Origin of the sequence: Pseudomonas sp. F(2018), assembly GCF_005508865.1 — a bacterium.
Taxonomy (GTDB): domain Bacteria; phylum Pseudomonadota; class Gammaproteobacteria; order Pseudomonadales; family Pseudomonadaceae; genus Aquipseudomonas.
Map to the genome: position 1 here is coordinate 205,934 of NZ_SCOM01000002.1, position 16,096 is coordinate 222,029.

Genomic DNA, 16,096 nt, shown 5'->3' on the forward strand with positions numbered 1-16,096 from the left:
CGCGGCCCGAGGACATCCCGGCCATGGCCGTATTCATCTTCGAGCACGGCCCCAATCCCTGGAACTACCTGCCGCAGGATGCCGTGCTGGCGCACCTGCAGGGCATCGCCGAGGGCTCGGTACAGGCCGTGCTGGCGGAACAGGAGGGTGGTGCACTGGCCGGCTTCGTCACTTTCCTGGCCAGCAGCAACTTCGAACGCTACCAGGCGAAAGAGCGTCGTGATCTGCCCATGGGCTATGTCGGCGAGGCGGTGGTGCACCGCGAACTGGCCGGGCGCGGCCTGGGCAGTCGTCTGCTCGGCGAGGCGATACGGGGTCTGAATGCCCAGGGTATTCGCGACATCTACATCGAGCGCCACGAGGAGAACGCCGGCTCGGCGAGGATGATGCGCAAGGCCGGTTTCGTCGAGGTGGAAACCTTCCCCGACCCACAGCGGCGCGGCGCCGGTTCACGGCGCACCACGCTGTGCTATCTGCGGGCCGGCGACTAGCCGGGCTGCACCGGCACGGTACGCATCGGCTCCAGCGGCTTGAGCCAGGCCTGCAGCACGTCCAGCAGGCGATTGGCGAAGGCCCATTCGTTGTCGTACCAGGCCAGCACCTTGACCAGGTTGCCGCCCAGCACGCGGGTGTGGTTGAGGTCGACCACGCAGGACACCGGGTAGCCGTTGAAGTCGGCGGACACCAGCGGCAGGTCGTTGCACTCCATCACCCTGAGCGGCAACTGGCGCGCGGCCTTCTGCAGGATGTCGTTGACCGCCTCGCGGCTGGTCGGGTGTTCGCTGGTGAATGTCAGGTCGAGCAGCGACACGTTGGCGGTCGGTACCCGCACCGCCATGCCGTCCAGGCGGCCTTCCAGCTCGGGGATGACCAGGCCGATAGTCTTCGCCGCGCCGGTGGCGGTGGGGATCATCGACAGCGCGGCGGCGCGGGCGCGATAGAGGTCGTTGTGGGTCTTGTCGAGCAGGTTCTGGTCGTTGGTGTAGGCGTGCACCGTGGTCATCAGGCCCTGCTTGATGCCCACCGCGGTGTGCAGCACCTGGGCCAGCGGCGCCAGGCAGTTGGTGGTGCAGGAGGCGTTGGAGACGATCTGCTGGTTGCCCAAGAGGTGATGGTTGACCCCGTAGACCACCGTCAGGTCGGCCGTCTCCAGCGGGTGCGACAGCAGCACGCGGGGCGCGCCGGCAGTCAGGTGCTGCTCGGCGAGGATGCGCTTCTTGGCCTTGCCGGTGCAGTCCACCACCACGTCCACCGCCAGCTGCTTCCACGGCAGCTGGGTGAAGTCCTTGTGACTGATGAGGCGGATCGACTGGCCGCGCACCTGCATCACGTCTTCATGGATGTCCACCTGGCCGAGGAAGCGGCCGAAGGTGGAGTCGAAGCGGGTCAGGTGGGCCAGGGTGGTGAAATCGCCGGTCTCGTTGATCGCCTCGACGTGCAGCTGGCTTTCCAGCCCGCGTTCGAACAAGGCGCGCAGCAGGGCGCGACCGATGCGCCCGTATCCGTTCAGGGCAATACGCAGCATGGCAGTCTCCGACTGTCTGGGTCCGTCTTCAGCATAGGCGGCCCAGGGGCCTCACGAAAGCGAGGCGCGGTCGGCTCAGCGGTTGCGCGCACCACCCAGGGACGCGCAGCCGCGCTGCACTTCGCCGTTCAGGCGCAGCTCGGCGCTGAGGTGCTGCACCGCGCCGCTCATGCTGTCCACGCAGCGTTGCGGCGCCAGCCACAGCTCCAGGCGCTGGCCGTTGGCCTCGCTGCTGAGGCTGAAGCTGCCGTTGGGCAGCTGCTCTTCCAGATAGGGCACGGCCAGCGGCTCCTGGCTCGGGCGCAGCAGCACCAGGCCCTGTTCGCCGACACCCAGGGTCCAATCCGGCTCATGGCCGCTGGCACGCAGCAGCAGGCGGTCGAAGCCCGGCTCGTTGCAGGCCGGGCCTTCACCCTGCAGGCGGTAGACCTGGTCCAGGCGCAGCTCGCCGTCCAGGCCCGCCTGCTTGGTCGCCACCGGCCAGCCGCGCAGGTCGACGAACAGGCTGTCGTTGCCGCCGGCCAGCAGCTCGCCGGCGTCACGCATGACGTCGCTGCTGCCGTCGTTGATCAGGGCAATCCTGCGTTGCTCGCCGCAGGGCTGGAGAATCAGCTGGCCCTGTTCCAGGACCAGCTGGCCTTGCAGGCGCTGGACCGGAGTGGGGGGCGTGGCGTCGTACACTTCGAACAGCTGGCAACCGGCAAACAGCGGCAGCAGGGCGGCGAACAGCAGCGAACGGGCGTGGGTCATCGATGGCTCTCCTTGCGAGTGCGGCAAACTTACCCAGCCCGGGCCGCCAGCTCAAGTCGGAAACATCCCGCAAGCTTGTATAGTCGCGGCGATGCGACCATCCTCATGACGAGACCGCCCCGAGTGTGACCATGGATAGAAGCACGGGCTCTGGCCTGTCATTCGCCAAGCGCATCTACCTGCCCCGCGGCATCGGCCTGGGCATCGGCTTCTTCTGTGTGGCGTTCGCCCTCTGGCCGCTGCGCCCGGCGCCCTGGCTGTGGGCGCTGCTGGTGTTCAACGGTTTCCTCTGGCCGCACCTGGCCTACCAGCTGGCACGTTTATCGGCCACACCCTACAAGGCCGAACGGCGCAACCTGCTGATCGACTCGGTGTTCGGCGGCTTCTGGGCGGCGACCATGCAGTTCAACGTGCTGCCGACCGTGACCATCCTGGCGATGATGGCGATGAACAACATCGCCGCCGGCGGCGCGCGCTTCTTTCTCAAGGGCAGCCTGGCCATGTTGGCCGGCATCGGCCTGGCCGTGCTGCTGTTCGGCCCGGCATTCAACCCCGATACCAGCATGCCGCAGCTGTATGCCTGCCTGCCGATGCTGATCCTCTATCCGCTGGCGCTGGGCTGGGTCAGCTATCGCCTGAGCATCAAGCTGGCCGAGCACAAGCAGGCACTGCGCGCGGCCAGCCGCACCGACAGCCTGACCCGCCTGTTCAACCACGGCTACTGGCAGGACCTGCTGCAGAGCGAGTTCATCAAGTGCCGCGGCGGCCAGCAGCGCGCCACGGTGGCGCTGATCGACGTGGACCACTTCAAGCAGATCAACGATCAGCACGGCCACCTGGTTGGCGACAGCGTACTGCGCCTGCTCAGCGAGAAGCTGGTGCTGAGCCTGCGCCAGGAGGACATGGCCGGGCGCTACGGTGGTGACGAGTTCTGCGTGATCCTGCCCAACACCCCGCCGGTGCTGGCGGGCGAGGTGATGGAGCGCCTGCGCCAGGAACTGGCAGAGATCCGCAGCCCGCTGGCGCCGGACCTGAAGATCACCCTGAGCATCGGCCTGGCCGGCTACAGTCCGTTCCAGCTGGACGCCACCCAGTGGCTCAACGCCGCCGACCAGGCCCTCTACCAGGCCAAGAGTCGTGGCCGCGACCAGGTGGTGACCGCCAGCGAAACCCTGGTCGCCACCGACGAAGAGCTGCAGGCCTACCCGGGCGCCTGAGTTCCCAGCGCGCGCCGCTCGTGGCAGGCTAGTGGCCTTTTCTACCTCGCACGGAATCGCCCCATGTCCAGCGCCACCGAAGGCTTCGAGCCGCTCAACGCCACCGAGGTCCGCATCCTCGGCTGCCTGATCGAGAAGCAGGCCACCACCCCGGAAACCTACCCGCTGACCCTCAACTCCCTGGTCCTGGCGTGCAACCAGAAGACCAGCCGCGAGCCGCTGATGAACCTCACCGAGGGCCAGGTCGGCCAGGCGCTGCGTGCCCTCGAAGGGCGTGGCCTGACCCGCCTGGTGATGGGTGGCCGCGCCGACCGCTGGGAGCATCGGGTGGACAAGGGCCTGGAGCTGGTCAAGCCGCAGCAGGCGCTGCTCGGCCTGCTGTTCCTGCGTGGGCCGCAGACCATCAACGAGCTGCTCACCCGCAGCAACCGCCTGTACCAGTTCGAGGATGGCGCCGAGGTGCAGCACCAGCTGGAGCGCCTGATCGGCCGCGAGCTGGCCTGCCTGCTGCCGCGCCAGAGCGGCCAGCGCGAGGACCGCTACATGCACCTGCTTGGCGAGGCGGCCGATCTGGAAGCCCTGCTGGCCGCGCGACAGGCCGATGCACCGGCCCGTGCAGTGGCCGACGACTCGCGCATTGCCGAGCTGGAGGCGCGCATCGCCGCCCTGGAAGAACGCCTGGCGCGTCTGGAGGGTGAGGCATGAGCCTGCTCGACGACCTGCGCAGCGCCGACATGCTGCTGATCGACGGCCTGCACGCCTGGCAGTTCGAGCTGGAAGAACAGGCCCAGGCCGAGCAGGTGCAGCTCACTATCGAGTGCATGGACGGGCGCACCCGCCGCGTGTGGAAATTCAGTGCCGCGGCGGTGGCTGCCGCCACGGCCGGCGCGGAGGCGGGCAGCTGGCGCATCGCGGGAGCCGAGGGTGAGCACGAGCTGATCTGCCTGGGCGCCATCAGCGCCGACAACGATGATCAGGACGACGACCCGGACGACGTGGAGTAAAGGATGATCCGCTGCAAGCGCGTGTACGAGCCGATCGATGCCGCCGATGGCGAGCGGGTGCTGGTCGACCGCCTGTGGCCGCGTGGCTGCAAGAAGGAGAGGCTGGCCCTGAGCACCTGGCTCAAGGAAGTGGCGCCGTCGGACACCCTGCGCAAGGGCTTCTGCCACGATCCGGCGCTGTTCGACGAGTTCCGCCTGCTCTACCGTGGCGAGCTGGCGGCCCATCCCGAGCACTGGCAGGGCCTGCTGGCCATGGCGGAGCGCGGTACCCTGACGCTGCTGTTTGCCGCTCGCGAAGAGCGTCTCAACAACGCCCGTGTACTGGCCGAATTCCTCGAGGAAGAGCTGGAGCGGCGCGGGCCGTCCAGCTCGCCGGTGTGCTACGCCGACTAGAAGATCCCGGAGTCGTTACACACCAGTTCGTCGTTCTCGGAGATCGCATAGCAGATCATTTCCTCGTCCTTGAACGGCAGCTGCAGCGCATAGCCCGGCTTGTCGTTGACCAGCGTGCCCAGCTTGTCCTTGGTCGGGGTGATGTTCACGGTATTGCCGTTGTCCCAGACCCATTCGCTGTGAAAGTACTGGTCGGTGGCCGCGCAGGTGGTCACGGCGCATTCGCCCTGGCCCTTCAGTTCGCCCTTCTTGTAGTAATAACAGGTGCCACGGCCTTCGCCGCAGCCGGCGTAGGCGCTGCTCGCGAGCATGGTCAGAAGTAATGTGATGCCGAATTTACCCATGGAAAGGCTCCCTTTTCCGCTTGGTTCATAGGTTCAGTAGTTGCGCTGTCCAGCCGTCTGGACGGCGGTGCAGCACCAGCAGTTGTTCGCCGGGGCCCTGTGTGGCGCCGACCAGTTGTCCTTCTGCATCCCAGAATGCGCTGCGCCCAGCAGTAACGTAGCCACCCGACGGGCCACCATGATTGGCCATCAGCACGTTGTAACCGTGGTTGGCGGCATGCCGCTGCAGATTGGCAGCGTCTTGGGCATAGCCCTTTTCGGAAATCAGCACACCGGCCAGGTACAACGAGGCACCGGTCGCGGCGGCCGCTGCGGCATGTTCGGCGTGGCCGGTGTCGGCGCAGATGGCCAGGGCAAAACGCTCGCTGCCCAGGGCGAAGCTGGCGGCGTCGACAGAGCCGGCGTTGGCCCATCGCTCCTCACCAGAATGCAGGTGGCGCTTGTGATAGGTGGCGTGGCTGCCGTCGGCGAACAGCACGATGGCGCCGATATGAGGGCGCTCGCTGTCGCTGGCCAGCGGGGCGCCGACGACCAGAACCAGCCCATGTTCCTGCGCCAGCGCGCGCAATGGCGCCAATGCCGGGCCCGCGGGATCGACGACGCAACCGGCGACCAGATCGGGCTCGTAACCACTCAGCGACAGCTCTGGAAACAGCAGCAGCTCGACGCCAGCCGCGGCCGCCGCGCGGACGAAGGCGCAGTGGCGCTCGATATTGGCGGCCAGGTCGCCGGGGGTGGAGAGGGTCTGGGCGGCGGCTAGGCAGAGGGCGGGCATGGGGAGTCTTTCTTAGAGTGCTGTCGTCGAGAGCGATACAAGGCCAGCGCAGCCAGGCAGATCGCCAGCTCAGCGATAAAGCTCCAGTGCAGGAGGAAGTTCAGCCACCAGGGCTGGAAGCGCGCCGGCACGCTGAACAGCGCGTAGGCGTGGTCGTGGAAGGGCGCCAGCCACCAGATATCGCCGACGAAACTATCCAGCAGCATATGCAGCATGCCGCCGAGAGCGAACGCCAGGGCGGCGCCGGCCGCGGCGCTGCTACGCCTGAGGCCCAGCCAGATGGCGCTGAGCAGCGTCAGGCCGAGCCAGAGCAGTGGCCAGTGGCTGAAGTACCTGTGATGGTGGGTCTGGCGGTCATCGACCAGGTAGAAATACAGAAGATCCAGATCAGGCAGGGTTGCGCCGATGACGCAGGCCAGCAGGATGACCGGCGAACGGCGGATGCGCTGCATCAATACGCCGAGCAGATAGCCTGAGGGAGCATGGGCGATAAACATGCTCAGTTCTCCACGGCCTGCAGATTGCCTGCATAGCTGAACAGCAGGCCGAGCCAGGGCAGGGTAAAGGAGACGGAGAAGCGGTACTGCCCGTTCTCGATGTGCTTGTAGGCTTCGGAGCGGGGCAGCAGCCAGCCTGGTAGGGGGCGGCCAAGGAACAGCATGCGCCGCTGCTGCCAATGCCAGCCACCATCGCGGATTTCTACAGCTAGCTCCAGAGACAGCTTGCCGGTGCTCTCCAGCCAGTAGCCGTCGGGGAAGTGCCCGTGAGGCACGAAGGTGGAGTTCATGCTCTGCCCACCGGCGAAGCGGCGATTCCAGAACAGGCAGGCAGCGGAGTGGCGAATGTCTACGCGCATCTCGCAGTGCTGGCTGGCGACGGGAGGCCCCAGTTTTTTCGCCAGGCGACGACCGAGCAGGCCGGCCAGGCCCTGGCCGTAGCGCACCTCTACTTTGCCTGCCAGCTCGCCGCCTTCCCGATGAAGGCGCTGCAGTAGTGGATGCAGTTCGGTGAAGTTCTCGCCGAACCAGTGGGTGACGGAGTTACCTTCCATGGGCTCTGTTCCTTGAGTGAGCTCGCCGAGGCGTTCCTTTGTTGGCAGCGATTGTTCATTCGCTCGGCCGGGTGGGCAAGTGCCGCTGGCATAGAAAAGCCGCCCGAAGGCGGCTTTCTTCAATGCGACAGACTCAGTCCTTGTCGCGTGCCATGCACGCTGCGGCGGTGAACAGCACGTCGGTGGAGGAGTTCAGCGCGGTTTCGGCGCTGTCCTGCAGGATGCCGATGATGAAGCCGATGGCGACCACCTGCAGGGCGGTTTCGCTGGGGATGCCGAACAGGCTGCAGGCCAGCGGGATCAGCAGCAGCGAGCCGCCGGCCACGCCGGAGGCGCCGCAGGCGCAGATCGCGGCGACCACGCAGAGCAGGATGGCGGTGGGCATGTCGACGGCGATGCCCAGGGTGTGGGTGGCGGCCAGGGTCAGCACGCTGATGGTGATGGCCGCGCCGGCCATGTTGATGGTGGCGCCCAGCGGGATGGATACCGAGTAAGTGTCTTCGTGCAGGCCGAGGCGTTCGGCCAGCTGCAGGTTGACCGGCACGTTGGCTGCCGAGCTGCGGGTGAAGAAGGCGGTGATGCCGCTCTCGCGCAGGCAGGTGAACACCAGCGGGTAGGGGTTGCGACGGATCTGGCTGAACACGATCAGCGGGTTGACCACCAGGGCGACGAACAGCATGCAGCCGATCAGCACGGTGAGCAGCTGGGCGTAGCCGACCAGAGCCTTGAGACCGGCGTCGGCGAAGGTGGTGGCGACCAGGCCGAATACGCCGAGCGGGGCGAAGCGGATCACCACCTTGACGATCAGCGACACGCCGCTGGCCAGGTCGGCGAATACCGCGCGGGTGGTGTCGCTGCCGTGGCGGATGGCGATGCCGATACCGATGGCCCAGCTAAGGATGCCGATGAAGTTGGCGTTGGCCAGGGCGCTGATCGGGTTGTCCACCGCGCTCAGGGCCAGCGACTTGAGGACCTCGCCGATGCCGCCGGGCGGGGTTGAGCCGGCGGCGGCATTGCTCAGCACCAGGGTGGATGGCCACAGGCTGCTGGCAATCACCGCGACGATGGCGGCGGCCAGGGTGCCGATCAGGTACAGCACCAGGATCGGGCGGATGTGGGTGGGTTGGCCCGGCTTGTGGTTGGCGATGGCCGAGGCCACCAGGATGAATACCAGTATCGGTGCCACGGCCTTGAGCGCGGAGATGAACAGGCTGCCGAGGAAGCCGACCTCGTCGGTGGCCTGCGGGACGAGCAGGGCGAGGAGAATGCCGGCGATCAGGCCGATGGCAATCTGCAGGACCAGGCTGGTGCGCGTGATCAGCTGCAGGAGGGGACGGTGGATCATGCTTGGTGCTCCTGTGGTTCAACAGCCGCGTGGATAACGTGGCTGCAGTGCGGCATCGCGATCGAGCGGCTGCCGGCTCCGGCGACTCACCGTGTACGGTGGGCGCGGAAAAAGGGGGCGATTCTATAGAGGTGCACGCCTCCTGTGTGGCCTTCGGTCGGTACAAATGAAAACGGCCCACGAGGGGCCGTTTCATTCGAGCCATCGACATCAGCCGCCGAGGTAGGCGTCTCGCACTTTCGGGTCGACCAGCAGGTCGGCACCGGTGCCTTGCATGACGATGCGCCCGTTTTCCAGCACGTAGGCGCGGTCGGCCAGCTTGAGCGCCTGGTTGGCGTTCTGCTCGACCAGGAACACGGTCACACCATCCTTGCGCAGCTGTTCGATGATGTCGAAGATCTGCTGGATGATGATCGGTGCCAGGCCCAGGGACGGTTCGTCGAGCAGCAGCAGCTTGGGCTTGCTCATCAGCGCGCGGCCGATGGCGAGCATCTGCTGTTCGCCGCCGGACATGGTGCCGGCGCGCTGCGCGAAGCGCTCCTTGAGGCGCGGGAACAGTTGCAGAACCTTGTCCAGCTGCTCCTGGTTGTCGCCCTTGCTGCCGAAGAAACCGCCCATGGCCAGGTTCTCCTCGACGGTCAGGCGGGCGAACACGCGGCGGCCTTCCGGCACTACCGCGATGCTCTTGCGCATGATGTCGCAGGATTCTTGGCCGACCAGTTCCTCACCCATGTAGCGGATGCTGCCGCTGGCCGCGCGCGGCGAGCCGCACAGGGTCATCAGCAGGGTCGACTTGCCGGCGCCGTTGGCGCCGATCAGGGTGACGATCTCGCCTTGCTCGACATCGATGCTGACGTTGTGCAGGGCCTGGATCTTGCCGTAGAAGGTGGAGACGTTGTTGAAGTTCAGCATGCTTACGCCTCCCCCAGATAGGCTTTGATCACGTCCGGGTTGTTGCGAATCTGCTCCGGCGTGCCGTCGGCCAGGGGAGTGCCCTGGTTGATCACGTAGATGTGGTCGGAGATGCTCATGACCAGGTGCATGTCGTGCTCGATCAGCAGCACGGTCACGTCGTGGTCGTTGCGCAGCATGCCGATCAGCTGCTTGAGATCCTCGGTTTCCTTGGGGTTGAGGCCGGCGGCCGGCTCGTCGAGCATGAGGATGCGCGGGCGCGTCATCATGCAGCGGGCGATCTCCAGGCGGCGCTGCTGGCCGTAGGCCAGGGTGCCGGCCGGGCGGTTGGCCACGTCGGTGAGGTTCACTTCTTCCAGCCAGTGCGCCGCGTACTCCATGGCCGCTTTCTCGCTGCGGCGGAAGTTCGGGGTCTTCAGCAGGCCGGCGAGGAAGTTGGTGTTGAGGTGGCGGTGCTGGGCGACCAGCAGGTTCTCCACCGCGGTCATTTCCTTGAACAGGCGAACGTTCTGGAAGGTACGCACCACGCCCTTGTGGGCGATCTTGTGGCCCGGCAGGTGCTGGATCGGCTCGTCGTCGAGCAGGATCACGCCACCGGTGGGCTGGTAGAAGCCGGTCAGGCAGTTGAATACGGTGGTCTTGCCGGCACCGTTCGGGCCGATCATCGAGACCACCTGCTTGGGTTGCACGGTCAGGGCGACATTGTTGACGGCCAGCAGGCCGCCGAAGCGCATGGTCAGCCCGCTGACTTCAAGAATCGGGCGGCTCATGGTTTCAACTCCAGGTGCGGGCGTTGCATGGGCAGCAGGCCCTGCGGACGCCAGATCATCATCAGCACCATCAGGGCGCCGAAGAACAACATGCGGTACTCGCTGAACTCACGCATCAGCTCGGGCATGAGAATCATCACCACGGCGGCGAGGATGATGCCCAGCTGCGAGCCCATGCCACCCAGCACGACGATGGCGAGGATGATCGCCGACTCGATGAAGGTGAAGGACTCCGGAGTCACCAGGCCCTGGCGCGCGGCGAAGAAGCTGCCGGCGAAACCGGCGAAGCAGGCGCCGAGGGTGAAGGCGGAGAGCTTGATCACGGTGGGGTTCATGCCCAGCGCACGGCAGGCGATCTCGTCTTCACGCAACGCTTCCCAGGCACGGCCGATCGGCATGCGCAGCAGGCGGTTGATCACGAACAGGGTCAGCAGGACCAGCAGCAGGGCGATCAGGTAGAGGAAGATCACCTTGTTGATCGAGTTGTAGGCGACGCCGAAGAACTCGTGGAAGGTCTGCATGCCCTCGGCCGCACGGCGCTCGAACGACAGGCCGAACAGGGTCGGTTTGTCGATGTTGCTGATGCCGTTGGGGCCGCCAGTCAGCTCGGTCATGTTGCGCAGCAGGATGCGGATGATCTCGCCGAAACCGAGGGTGACGATGGCCAGGTAGTCGCCGCGCAGACGCAGCACCGGGAAGCCGAGGATGAAGCCGAAGAACGCCGCCATCAGGCCGGCGATCGGCAGGCATATCCAGAAGCCCAGGCCATAGTAGTGCGACAGCAGCGCGTAGCTGTAGGCGCCCACGGCGTAGAAGCCGACGTAACCCAGGTCCAGCAGGCCGGCCAGGCCGACCACGATGTTCAGGCCGAGGCCGAGCATCACGTAGATCAGGATCAGGGTGGCGATGTCGACGGCGCCGCGGCTGCCGAAGAACGGCCAGGCCAGGCCGACGACGATCAGGCCGAGGATGATCCAGCGTTGGGTGGAAGGCAGGGTGAGGAAGTTGCTGGCGCTGGCCGGCATCTTCGGCACGCTGGGCGCACTGGCCCAGGCGGCGGAAAGACGGTCACGGAACAGCTGCCAGAAGAACATGAACACGGCCACCGCCGCGATGGTCCACAGCACGGCCGGGCTGGCACCGTGCACTTCCAGCTTGATGCCGACGGTGGTCAGTTTCAGGCCGAGCACCGGGTAGGCCACTGCCAGCACCAGCAGGGCGCTGAAGAAGGCGGTCTTGAGGTTCTTGGTCATCATACTTTCTCGACCTCCGGACGGCCGAGGATGCCGGTCGGGCGGAACAGCAGCACCAGGACCAGCAGGCTGAAGGCCACCACGTCCTTGTACTGGTCACCGAAGATGTCGGCGCCGAAGGCTTCGGCTACACCGAGCACCAGACCGCCGAGCATGGCGCCCGGGATGCTGCCGATGCCACCGAGCACCGCGGCGGTGAACGCCTTGATGCCGGCGAGGAAGCCGATATGCGGATTGATCACCCCGTATTGCATGCCCAGCAGCACCGCTGCCACGGCGGCCAGGGTGGCGCCGATGACGAAGGTCAGGGCGATGATGTTGTTGGTGTTGATGCCCAGCAGGTTGGCCATCTTGATGTCCTCGGCACAGGCGCGGCAGGCGCGGCCCAGGCGGGACTTGGAGATGAACATGGTGAGGCCGTACATCACCGCGATGGTGACGACGAAGATCAGCACCTGCATGTAGGAGATCACCACACCGTTCATGGTGCTCTCGCCGAACACGAAGTTACCGGGGATCAGGTTGGGGATGGCCTTGTCTTTCGAATCCTGCGCGAGCAGTACTTCGTTCTGCAGGAAGATCGACATGCCGATGGCGGAGATAAGCGGGATCAGGCGGTTGCTGCCACGCAGCGGTCGATAGGCGACCCGTTCGATGCTGTAACCGTAGGCACTGGCGACGATGATGCTGGCGGCGAAGGCGCCGATGATCAGCAGGGGGAGACTGTCGAGACCCAGCATGGTCAGCCCGGCGATGACGATGAAGGCTACGTACGAGCCAATCATGTACACCTCGCCGTGGGCGAAGTTGATCATGCCGATGATGCCGTAGACCATGGTGTAGCCGATGGCGATCAGGGCGTAGGTGCTGCCAACGGTCAGACCGTTAACCAGCTGTTGCAGATAATGATAGAGCTCAGGCATTACCTAACTCCTCGGCGCGTTCCGTGAAGCGGCGCTTGTGACGCGACGGATGGCCGGAAAACTCAATAAAACAAAGCCCACTGCTCGCGCAGTGGGCTCTGGGTTCAGGCGGGAAGCTTACTTGGCTTCGGTTTTGGTACCGTCCTGGTGCCACTCGTAAACAACGAAGCTGAAGTCCTTCAGATCACCCTTGTCGTCGAAGCCCAGGGAGCCGGTCGGGGTGTCGAAGCTGTTGGCGCGCAGTGCAGCGGCAACCTTGGCAGTGTCGTTTTCGCCGGCTTTCTTGATGCCTTCGGCGATAACCTGCACGGCGGCGTAGGCCGGGAATACGAACGGGCCGCTCGGGTCCTGGTTCTTGGCCTTGAAGGCGTCGACCAGTACCTGGTTCTTCGGATCCTGGTCGAAGGACTTCGGCAGGGTGACCAGCAGGCCTTCGGAAGCCGGGCCAGCGATGGCGGAGATTTCTTTGTTACCCACGCCTTCCGGACCCATGAACTTGACCTTCAGGCCTTTCTCGGAAGCCTGACGCAGCAGCAGACCCAGCTCCGGGTGGTAGCCGCCGTAGTAGACGAAGTCGACGTTGGCTTGCTTGAGCTTGGAGATCAGTGCGGAGAAGTCCTTGTCGCCGGCGTTGATGCCTTCGAACAGGGCAACCTTGGTGCCTTTGCCTTCCAGGGTCTGCTTGACCGCGGTGGCGATGCCTTCGCCGTACTGCTGCTTGTCGTGAACGACGGCAACGGCTTTCGGCTTGATGTGATCGGCGATGAAGTTACCAGCGGTCGGGCCCTGCAGGCTGTCCAGACCGATGGTGCGGAATACCAGCTGGTAGCCGCGAGCGGTGATGTCCGGGCTGGTGGAGGCCGCGGTGATCATCAGGATGCCTTCGTCTTCGTAGATGTCGGACGCCGGCTGAGTGGAGCTGGAGCACAGGTGGCCAACGACGTATTTAACTTCGTCGTTGACGATCTTGTTGGCTACGGCAACGGCTTGTTTCGGATCGCAGGCGTCGTCGTATTTCACGCCTTCGAGCATCGCACCGTTCACCCCGCCGGCCTTGTTGATCTGCTCGATGGCCATCTCGGCACCGATGAATTGCATTTCGCCGTACTGGGCGACGGCACCGGTCACCGGACCGGCCAGAGCGATCTTGATGGTGTCAGCAGCCATCGAATAGCTGGCTGCGCCAGCCAGGGCCATAGCGGCGAACAGCTTGGTAACTTGCTTGGTAGCCTGTTTCATAGTGCTCCACTCTTATGTGTTTATCGTTTTTGTAATCCATGCGGCCAAAAGCTGCAGGACCGGTAAAAGTACCCCGGTCACACCCCCCGGCAACTGTACCGGCACAGTGTAGAACTCTGTTTTGCGGCTTGAAAAGCGCACATGTGGAGGCGTGAAGGGCGGTGTCGCTTGGTTGAAATAAACGTACAGAATAACGGCGCGTCTTTCGGTGACTGGAAGATCCTTCTGCCGGTGTGAGATCGGGTTTCGAGCTTGCCTGGCGAGGGACGGTCGTTATCATGGCGCCCGTCTTCCCCAACCGTGTGTTTTCTACACAGAGCAAGTCATGACAGAACAACCTAGCACCCTCTATGCCAAGCTGCTTGGCGAAACGGCCAAGATTTCCTGGCAGGAACTGCAGCCCTTCTTCGCCCGTGGTCAACTGCTGTGGGTCGGTGTCGCCATAGACCTGGTGGAAGTCGCGCAGGCCGTGGCCGAGGACAATCGAGCCAAGGTCGCGGCATGGCTGCAGGCCGGGCAGGTGGCCAAGGTCGAGGAGGCACTGGCGCAGGATTTCCTCGCGCGCGATCCGGAGCTGTGGGCCGTGGTGGTGTCACCTTGGGTACTGATTCAGGAGCGCGGCGCTGGTGCGTCGGTGCACTGATCGGGAGCCGTTGCGCTTGGCGATGCTGGTCTAGACTGAAGTCTTCGACCAGCAAGGAGACGCATCATGTTCGAACCGGGGCATCTACATAGAGCCAGTCTGCCTGGCCAGATCGACTTTGCAGTGGACCTCTTCTACGAGGTGCGCCGCGATCCCAAGGAAGGGCCGATGATGCACTTCCGCATGGAAGGGCAGATCGCCGGCAAGGCGTTCAAGGACGAGTTCGAGCTGCATCGCGATACCGCTTTCAACTTCGCCAGCGTGGCCACCCGTCTGGCGGCCAAGCACGGCCTGCCGACCAACCATTCGCTGATCATGCGCGGGCATGCGGAGTTCGACCGGATGTTCGAGGACATCCGCGACAAGCTGGGTGCCAAGCCTGGGGAGGCGGTGGACTTTGACCATCTGGAAAAGGACGGGCTTTGAGCTCCGTGCCTATAAAGAAGAAGCCCCGCACATGCGGGGCTTCTTCTTTATATGAGTAGAAAAACCGGCGTGGCGCAGGACGGAAACAAAAAAGCCCCAGGCTTTCACCTGAGGCTTTTGAATTTGGCTCCGCGACCTGGACTCGAACCAGGGACCCAATGATTAACAGTCATTTGCTCTACCGACTGAGCTATCGCGGAACAGCGGTGCGTATCCTACTGATTAAAAAGGGGAAGTCAACACCCACAGGGCGACTTCCCCGGTTTTCATCAGAGCACCTGGACGATGGCCTTGGTGACGGCATCCAGGTTGCTGCGGTTCAGCGCGGCGACGCAGATGCGGCCGGTGCTGACCGCGTAGATGCCGAACTCGGCGCGCAGGCGCTCAACCTGTTCGGCAGTCAGGCCGGAGTAGGAAAACATGCCGCGCTGGCGGGCGACGAAGGCAAAATCGCGCTTGGCGCCCTGGGCGGCCAGTTGCTCGACCATGGCCAGGCGCATGTCGCGGATGCGCTGGCGCATCTCGCCCAGTTCCTGCTCCCACAGGGCGCGCAGCTCGGGGCTGTTGAGCACGCTAGCAACCACGGTGGCGCCATGGGTCGGCGGGTTGGAGTAGTTGGTGCGGATCACGCGCTTGGCTTGCGACAGCACGCGGCCGGCTTCTTCCTTGCTGGCGGTGACGATGGACAGCGCGCCGACCCGCTCGCCATACAGCGAGAAGGACTTGGAGAAGGAGCTGGAAACGAAGAACGGCAGGCCGGACTCGGCGAACAGGCGCACGGCGAAGGCGTCCTGGTCGATGCCTTCACCAAAGCCCTGGTAGGCGATGTCGAGGAAGGGCACGTGCTCGCGTTCGCGCAGAACTTCTAGTACCGCTTTCCAGTCATCCAGAGAGAGGTCGACGCCAGTCGGGTTGTGGCAGCAGGCGTGCAGCACCACGACGGAGCGGGCCGGCAGGGCCTTGAGATCTTCCAGCAGGCCGGCGCGGTTAACGCCGTTGGTGGCGGCGTCGTAGTAGCGATAGTTCTGCACCGGGAAACCGGCGGACTCGAACAGGGCTCGGTGGTTTTCCCAGCTCGGGTCGCTGATGGCGACCACGGCGTTCGGCAGCAGGCGCTTGAGGAAGTCGGCGCCGGTCTTCAGGGCACCGGTACCGCCGACGGCCTGGGTGGTGACCACGCGGCCTTCGGCCAGCAGGGCGGAGTCTGCGCCGAACAGCAGTTTCTGTACGGCGCTGTCGTAGGCGGCGATGCCTTCGATCGGCAGGTAGCCGCGCGGTGCGTGGGCCTCGATGCGCGCCTTCTCGGCTTCGGCAACGGCGCGCAACAGCGGAATTCGGCCTTCCTCGTTGTAGTACACGCCTACACCCAGGTTGACCTTGGTGCTGCGGGTATCGGCATTGAAGGCTTCATTCAGGCCCAGGATCGGGTCGCGCGGCGCCATTTCGACGGCGGAGAACAGACTCATGATTGCGGCGGTCTCGGAGAGGAGAGGTGGGAACCGGCAACACCCTGCACGGAAACGGGC

Annotated in this window: 20 protein-coding genes and 1 tRNA gene; 7 read left to right on the forward strand and 14 right to left on the reverse strand. The window is 64.8% G+C overall.

What is annotated here, in order from left to right:
• Window positions 1-23 precede the first annotated feature (23 nt).
• Window positions 24-491 (forward strand): GNAT family N-acetyltransferase, encoded by a 468-nt coding sequence (locus tag FFS62_RS08985; protein ID WP_137973388.1) that lies wholly within the window; start codon window positions 24-26, stop codon window positions 489-491.
• Here FFS62_RS08985 and gap read toward each other — a convergent pair.
• Window positions 488-1,525 carry a type I glyceraldehyde-3-phosphate dehydrogenase gene (gap, locus tag FFS62_RS08990; protein ID WP_137972492.1) on the reverse strand — a complete coding sequence of 346 codons (1,038 nt, stop codon included), beginning with the start codon at window positions 1,523-1,525 and terminating at the stop codon, window positions 488-490. The two genes, FFS62_RS08985 and gap, sit on opposite strands and share 4 nt — an antisense overlap.
• A 75-nt stretch (window positions 1,526-1,600) precedes the next feature.
• Window positions 1,601-2,275 carry a COG3650 family protein gene (locus FFS62_RS08995; protein WP_137972493.1) on the reverse strand — a complete coding sequence of 225 codons (675 nt, stop codon included), beginning with the start codon at window positions 2,273-2,275 and terminating at the stop codon, window positions 1,601-1,603.
• A gap of 131 nt (window positions 2,276-2,406) precedes the next feature.
• On the opposite strand from FFS62_RS08995, the gene FFS62_RS09000 reads away from it, so the two are divergent.
• From FFS62_RS09000 to FFS62_RS09015, 4 genes are all read left to right on the forward strand, one after another.
• On the forward strand, window positions 2,407-3,492 hold the full coding sequence (locus FFS62_RS09000; protein ID WP_137972494.1) for a diguanylate cyclase: 1,086 nt from the start codon (window positions 2,407-2,409) through the stop codon (window positions 3,490-3,492).
• Between the two features lie 63 nt (window positions 3,493-3,555).
• Window positions 3,556-4,197: a YceH family protein gene (locus FFS62_RS09005; protein ID WP_137972495.1), complete on the forward strand. Its 642-nt coding sequence runs from the start codon at window positions 3,556-3,558 to the stop codon at window positions 4,195-4,197.
• Window positions 4,194-4,496, forward strand: a complete 303-nt coding sequence (locus FFS62_RS09010; protein WP_137972496.1) for a DUF5629 family protein — start codon at window positions 4,194-4,196, stop codon at window positions 4,494-4,496. Before FFS62_RS09005 ends, FFS62_RS09010 begins: the two co-directional genes overlap by 4 nt.
• Window positions 4,497-4,499: 3 nt before the next feature.
• Window positions 4,500-4,889, forward strand: coding sequence for a DUF488 domain-containing protein (locus FFS62_RS09015; RefSeq protein WP_137972497.1), 390 nt, complete (start codon window positions 4,500-4,502; stop codon window positions 4,887-4,889).
• On the opposite strand, the gene FFS62_RS09020 is transcribed toward FFS62_RS09015, so the two are convergent.
• The 10 genes from FFS62_RS09020 to FFS62_RS09065 form a co-directional block, all read right to left on the reverse strand.
• A complete protein-coding gene (locus FFS62_RS09020) occupies window positions 4,886-5,233 on the reverse strand; it encodes a hypothetical protein (protein WP_137972498.1) in 348 nt (115 codons plus the stop codon). The two genes, FFS62_RS09015 and FFS62_RS09020, sit on opposite strands and share 4 nt — an antisense overlap.
• A gap of 25 nt (window positions 5,234-5,258) precedes the next feature.
• Window positions 5,259-6,008 carry a carbon-nitrogen hydrolase family protein gene (locus FFS62_RS09025; protein WP_137972499.1) on the reverse strand — a complete coding sequence of 250 codons (750 nt, stop codon included), beginning with the start codon at window positions 6,006-6,008 and terminating at the stop codon, window positions 5,259-5,261.
• Window positions 5,990-6,505 (reverse strand): metal-dependent hydrolase, encoded by a 516-nt coding sequence (locus FFS62_RS09030; protein WP_137972500.1) that lies wholly within the window; start codon window positions 6,503-6,505, stop codon window positions 5,990-5,992. Before FFS62_RS09030 ends, FFS62_RS09025 begins: the two co-directional genes overlap by 19 nt.
• Window positions 6,506-6,507: 2 nt before the next feature.
• Window positions 6,508-7,059 (reverse strand): DUF4166 domain-containing protein, encoded by a 552-nt coding sequence (locus tag FFS62_RS09035; protein ID WP_137972501.1) that lies wholly within the window; start codon window positions 7,057-7,059, stop codon window positions 6,508-6,510.
• 133 nt (window positions 7,060-7,192) lie between these two features.
• Window positions 7,193-8,404 carry a serine/threonine transporter SstT gene (sstT, locus tag FFS62_RS09040; protein ID WP_137972502.1) on the reverse strand — a complete coding sequence of 404 codons (1,212 nt, stop codon included), beginning with the start codon at window positions 8,402-8,404 and terminating at the stop codon, window positions 7,193-7,195.
• Between the two features lie 210 nt (window positions 8,405-8,614).
• Complete coding sequence (locus FFS62_RS09045) at window positions 8,615-9,316, reverse strand: ABC transporter ATP-binding protein (RefSeq protein WP_137972503.1); 702 nt, start codon at window positions 9,314-9,316, stop codon at window positions 8,615-8,617.
• Window positions 9,317-9,318: 2 nt separating this feature from the next.
• Complete coding sequence (gene livG / locus FFS62_RS09050; protein WP_137972504.1) at window positions 9,319-10,086, reverse strand: high-affinity branched-chain amino acid ABC transporter ATP-binding protein LivG; 768 nt, start codon at window positions 10,084-10,086, stop codon at window positions 9,319-9,321.
• The gene (locus tag FFS62_RS09055; protein WP_137972505.1) at window positions 10,083-11,339 is read right to left on the reverse strand and encodes a high-affinity branched-chain amino acid ABC transporter permease LivM; all 1,257 of its coding nucleotides are present in this window, start codon (window positions 11,337-11,339) and stop codon (window positions 10,083-10,085) included. Before FFS62_RS09055 ends, livG begins: the two co-directional genes overlap by 4 nt.
• On the reverse strand, window positions 11,339-12,262 hold the full coding sequence (livH, locus tag FFS62_RS09060) for a high-affinity branched-chain amino acid ABC transporter permease LivH (RefSeq protein WP_137972506.1): 924 nt from the start codon (window positions 12,260-12,262) through the stop codon (window positions 11,339-11,341). Before livH ends, FFS62_RS09055 begins: the two co-directional genes overlap by 1 nt.
• 117 nt (window positions 12,263-12,379) lie before the next feature.
• On the reverse strand, window positions 12,380-13,501 hold the full coding sequence (locus FFS62_RS09065) for a branched-chain amino acid ABC transporter substrate-binding protein (protein WP_137972507.1): 1,122 nt from the start codon (window positions 13,499-13,501) through the stop codon (window positions 12,380-12,382).
• A gap of 325 nt (window positions 13,502-13,826) precedes the next feature.
• Here FFS62_RS09065 and FFS62_RS09070 point away from each other — a divergent pair, with 325 nt between their 5' ends.
• Both FFS62_RS09070 and FFS62_RS09075 read left to right on the forward strand, forming a co-directional pair.
• Window positions 13,827-14,144, forward strand: coding sequence for a DUF2288 domain-containing protein (locus FFS62_RS09070; protein ID WP_137972508.1), 318 nt, complete (start codon window positions 13,827-13,829; stop codon window positions 14,142-14,144).
• A 66-nt stretch (window positions 14,145-14,210) separates the two neighbouring features.
• Window positions 14,211-14,570: a DUF5064 family protein gene (locus tag FFS62_RS09075; protein ID WP_137972509.1), complete on the forward strand. Its 360-nt coding sequence runs from the start codon at window positions 14,211-14,213 to the stop codon at window positions 14,568-14,570.
• 124 nt (window positions 14,571-14,694) lie between these two features.
• Here the strand turns inward: FFS62_RS09075 and FFS62_RS09080 are convergent.
• Together FFS62_RS09080 and FFS62_RS09085 are read right to left on the reverse strand one after the other, a co-directional pair.
• A tRNA-Asn gene (locus FFS62_RS09080) sits at window positions 14,695-14,770 on the reverse strand.
• A 69-nt stretch (window positions 14,771-14,839) separates the two neighbouring features.
• Window positions 14,840-16,036, reverse strand: coding sequence for an amino acid aminotransferase (locus FFS62_RS09085; protein WP_137972510.1), 1,197 nt, complete (start codon window positions 16,034-16,036; stop codon window positions 14,840-14,842).
• Between the last annotated feature and the right edge of the window lie 60 nt (window positions 16,037-16,096).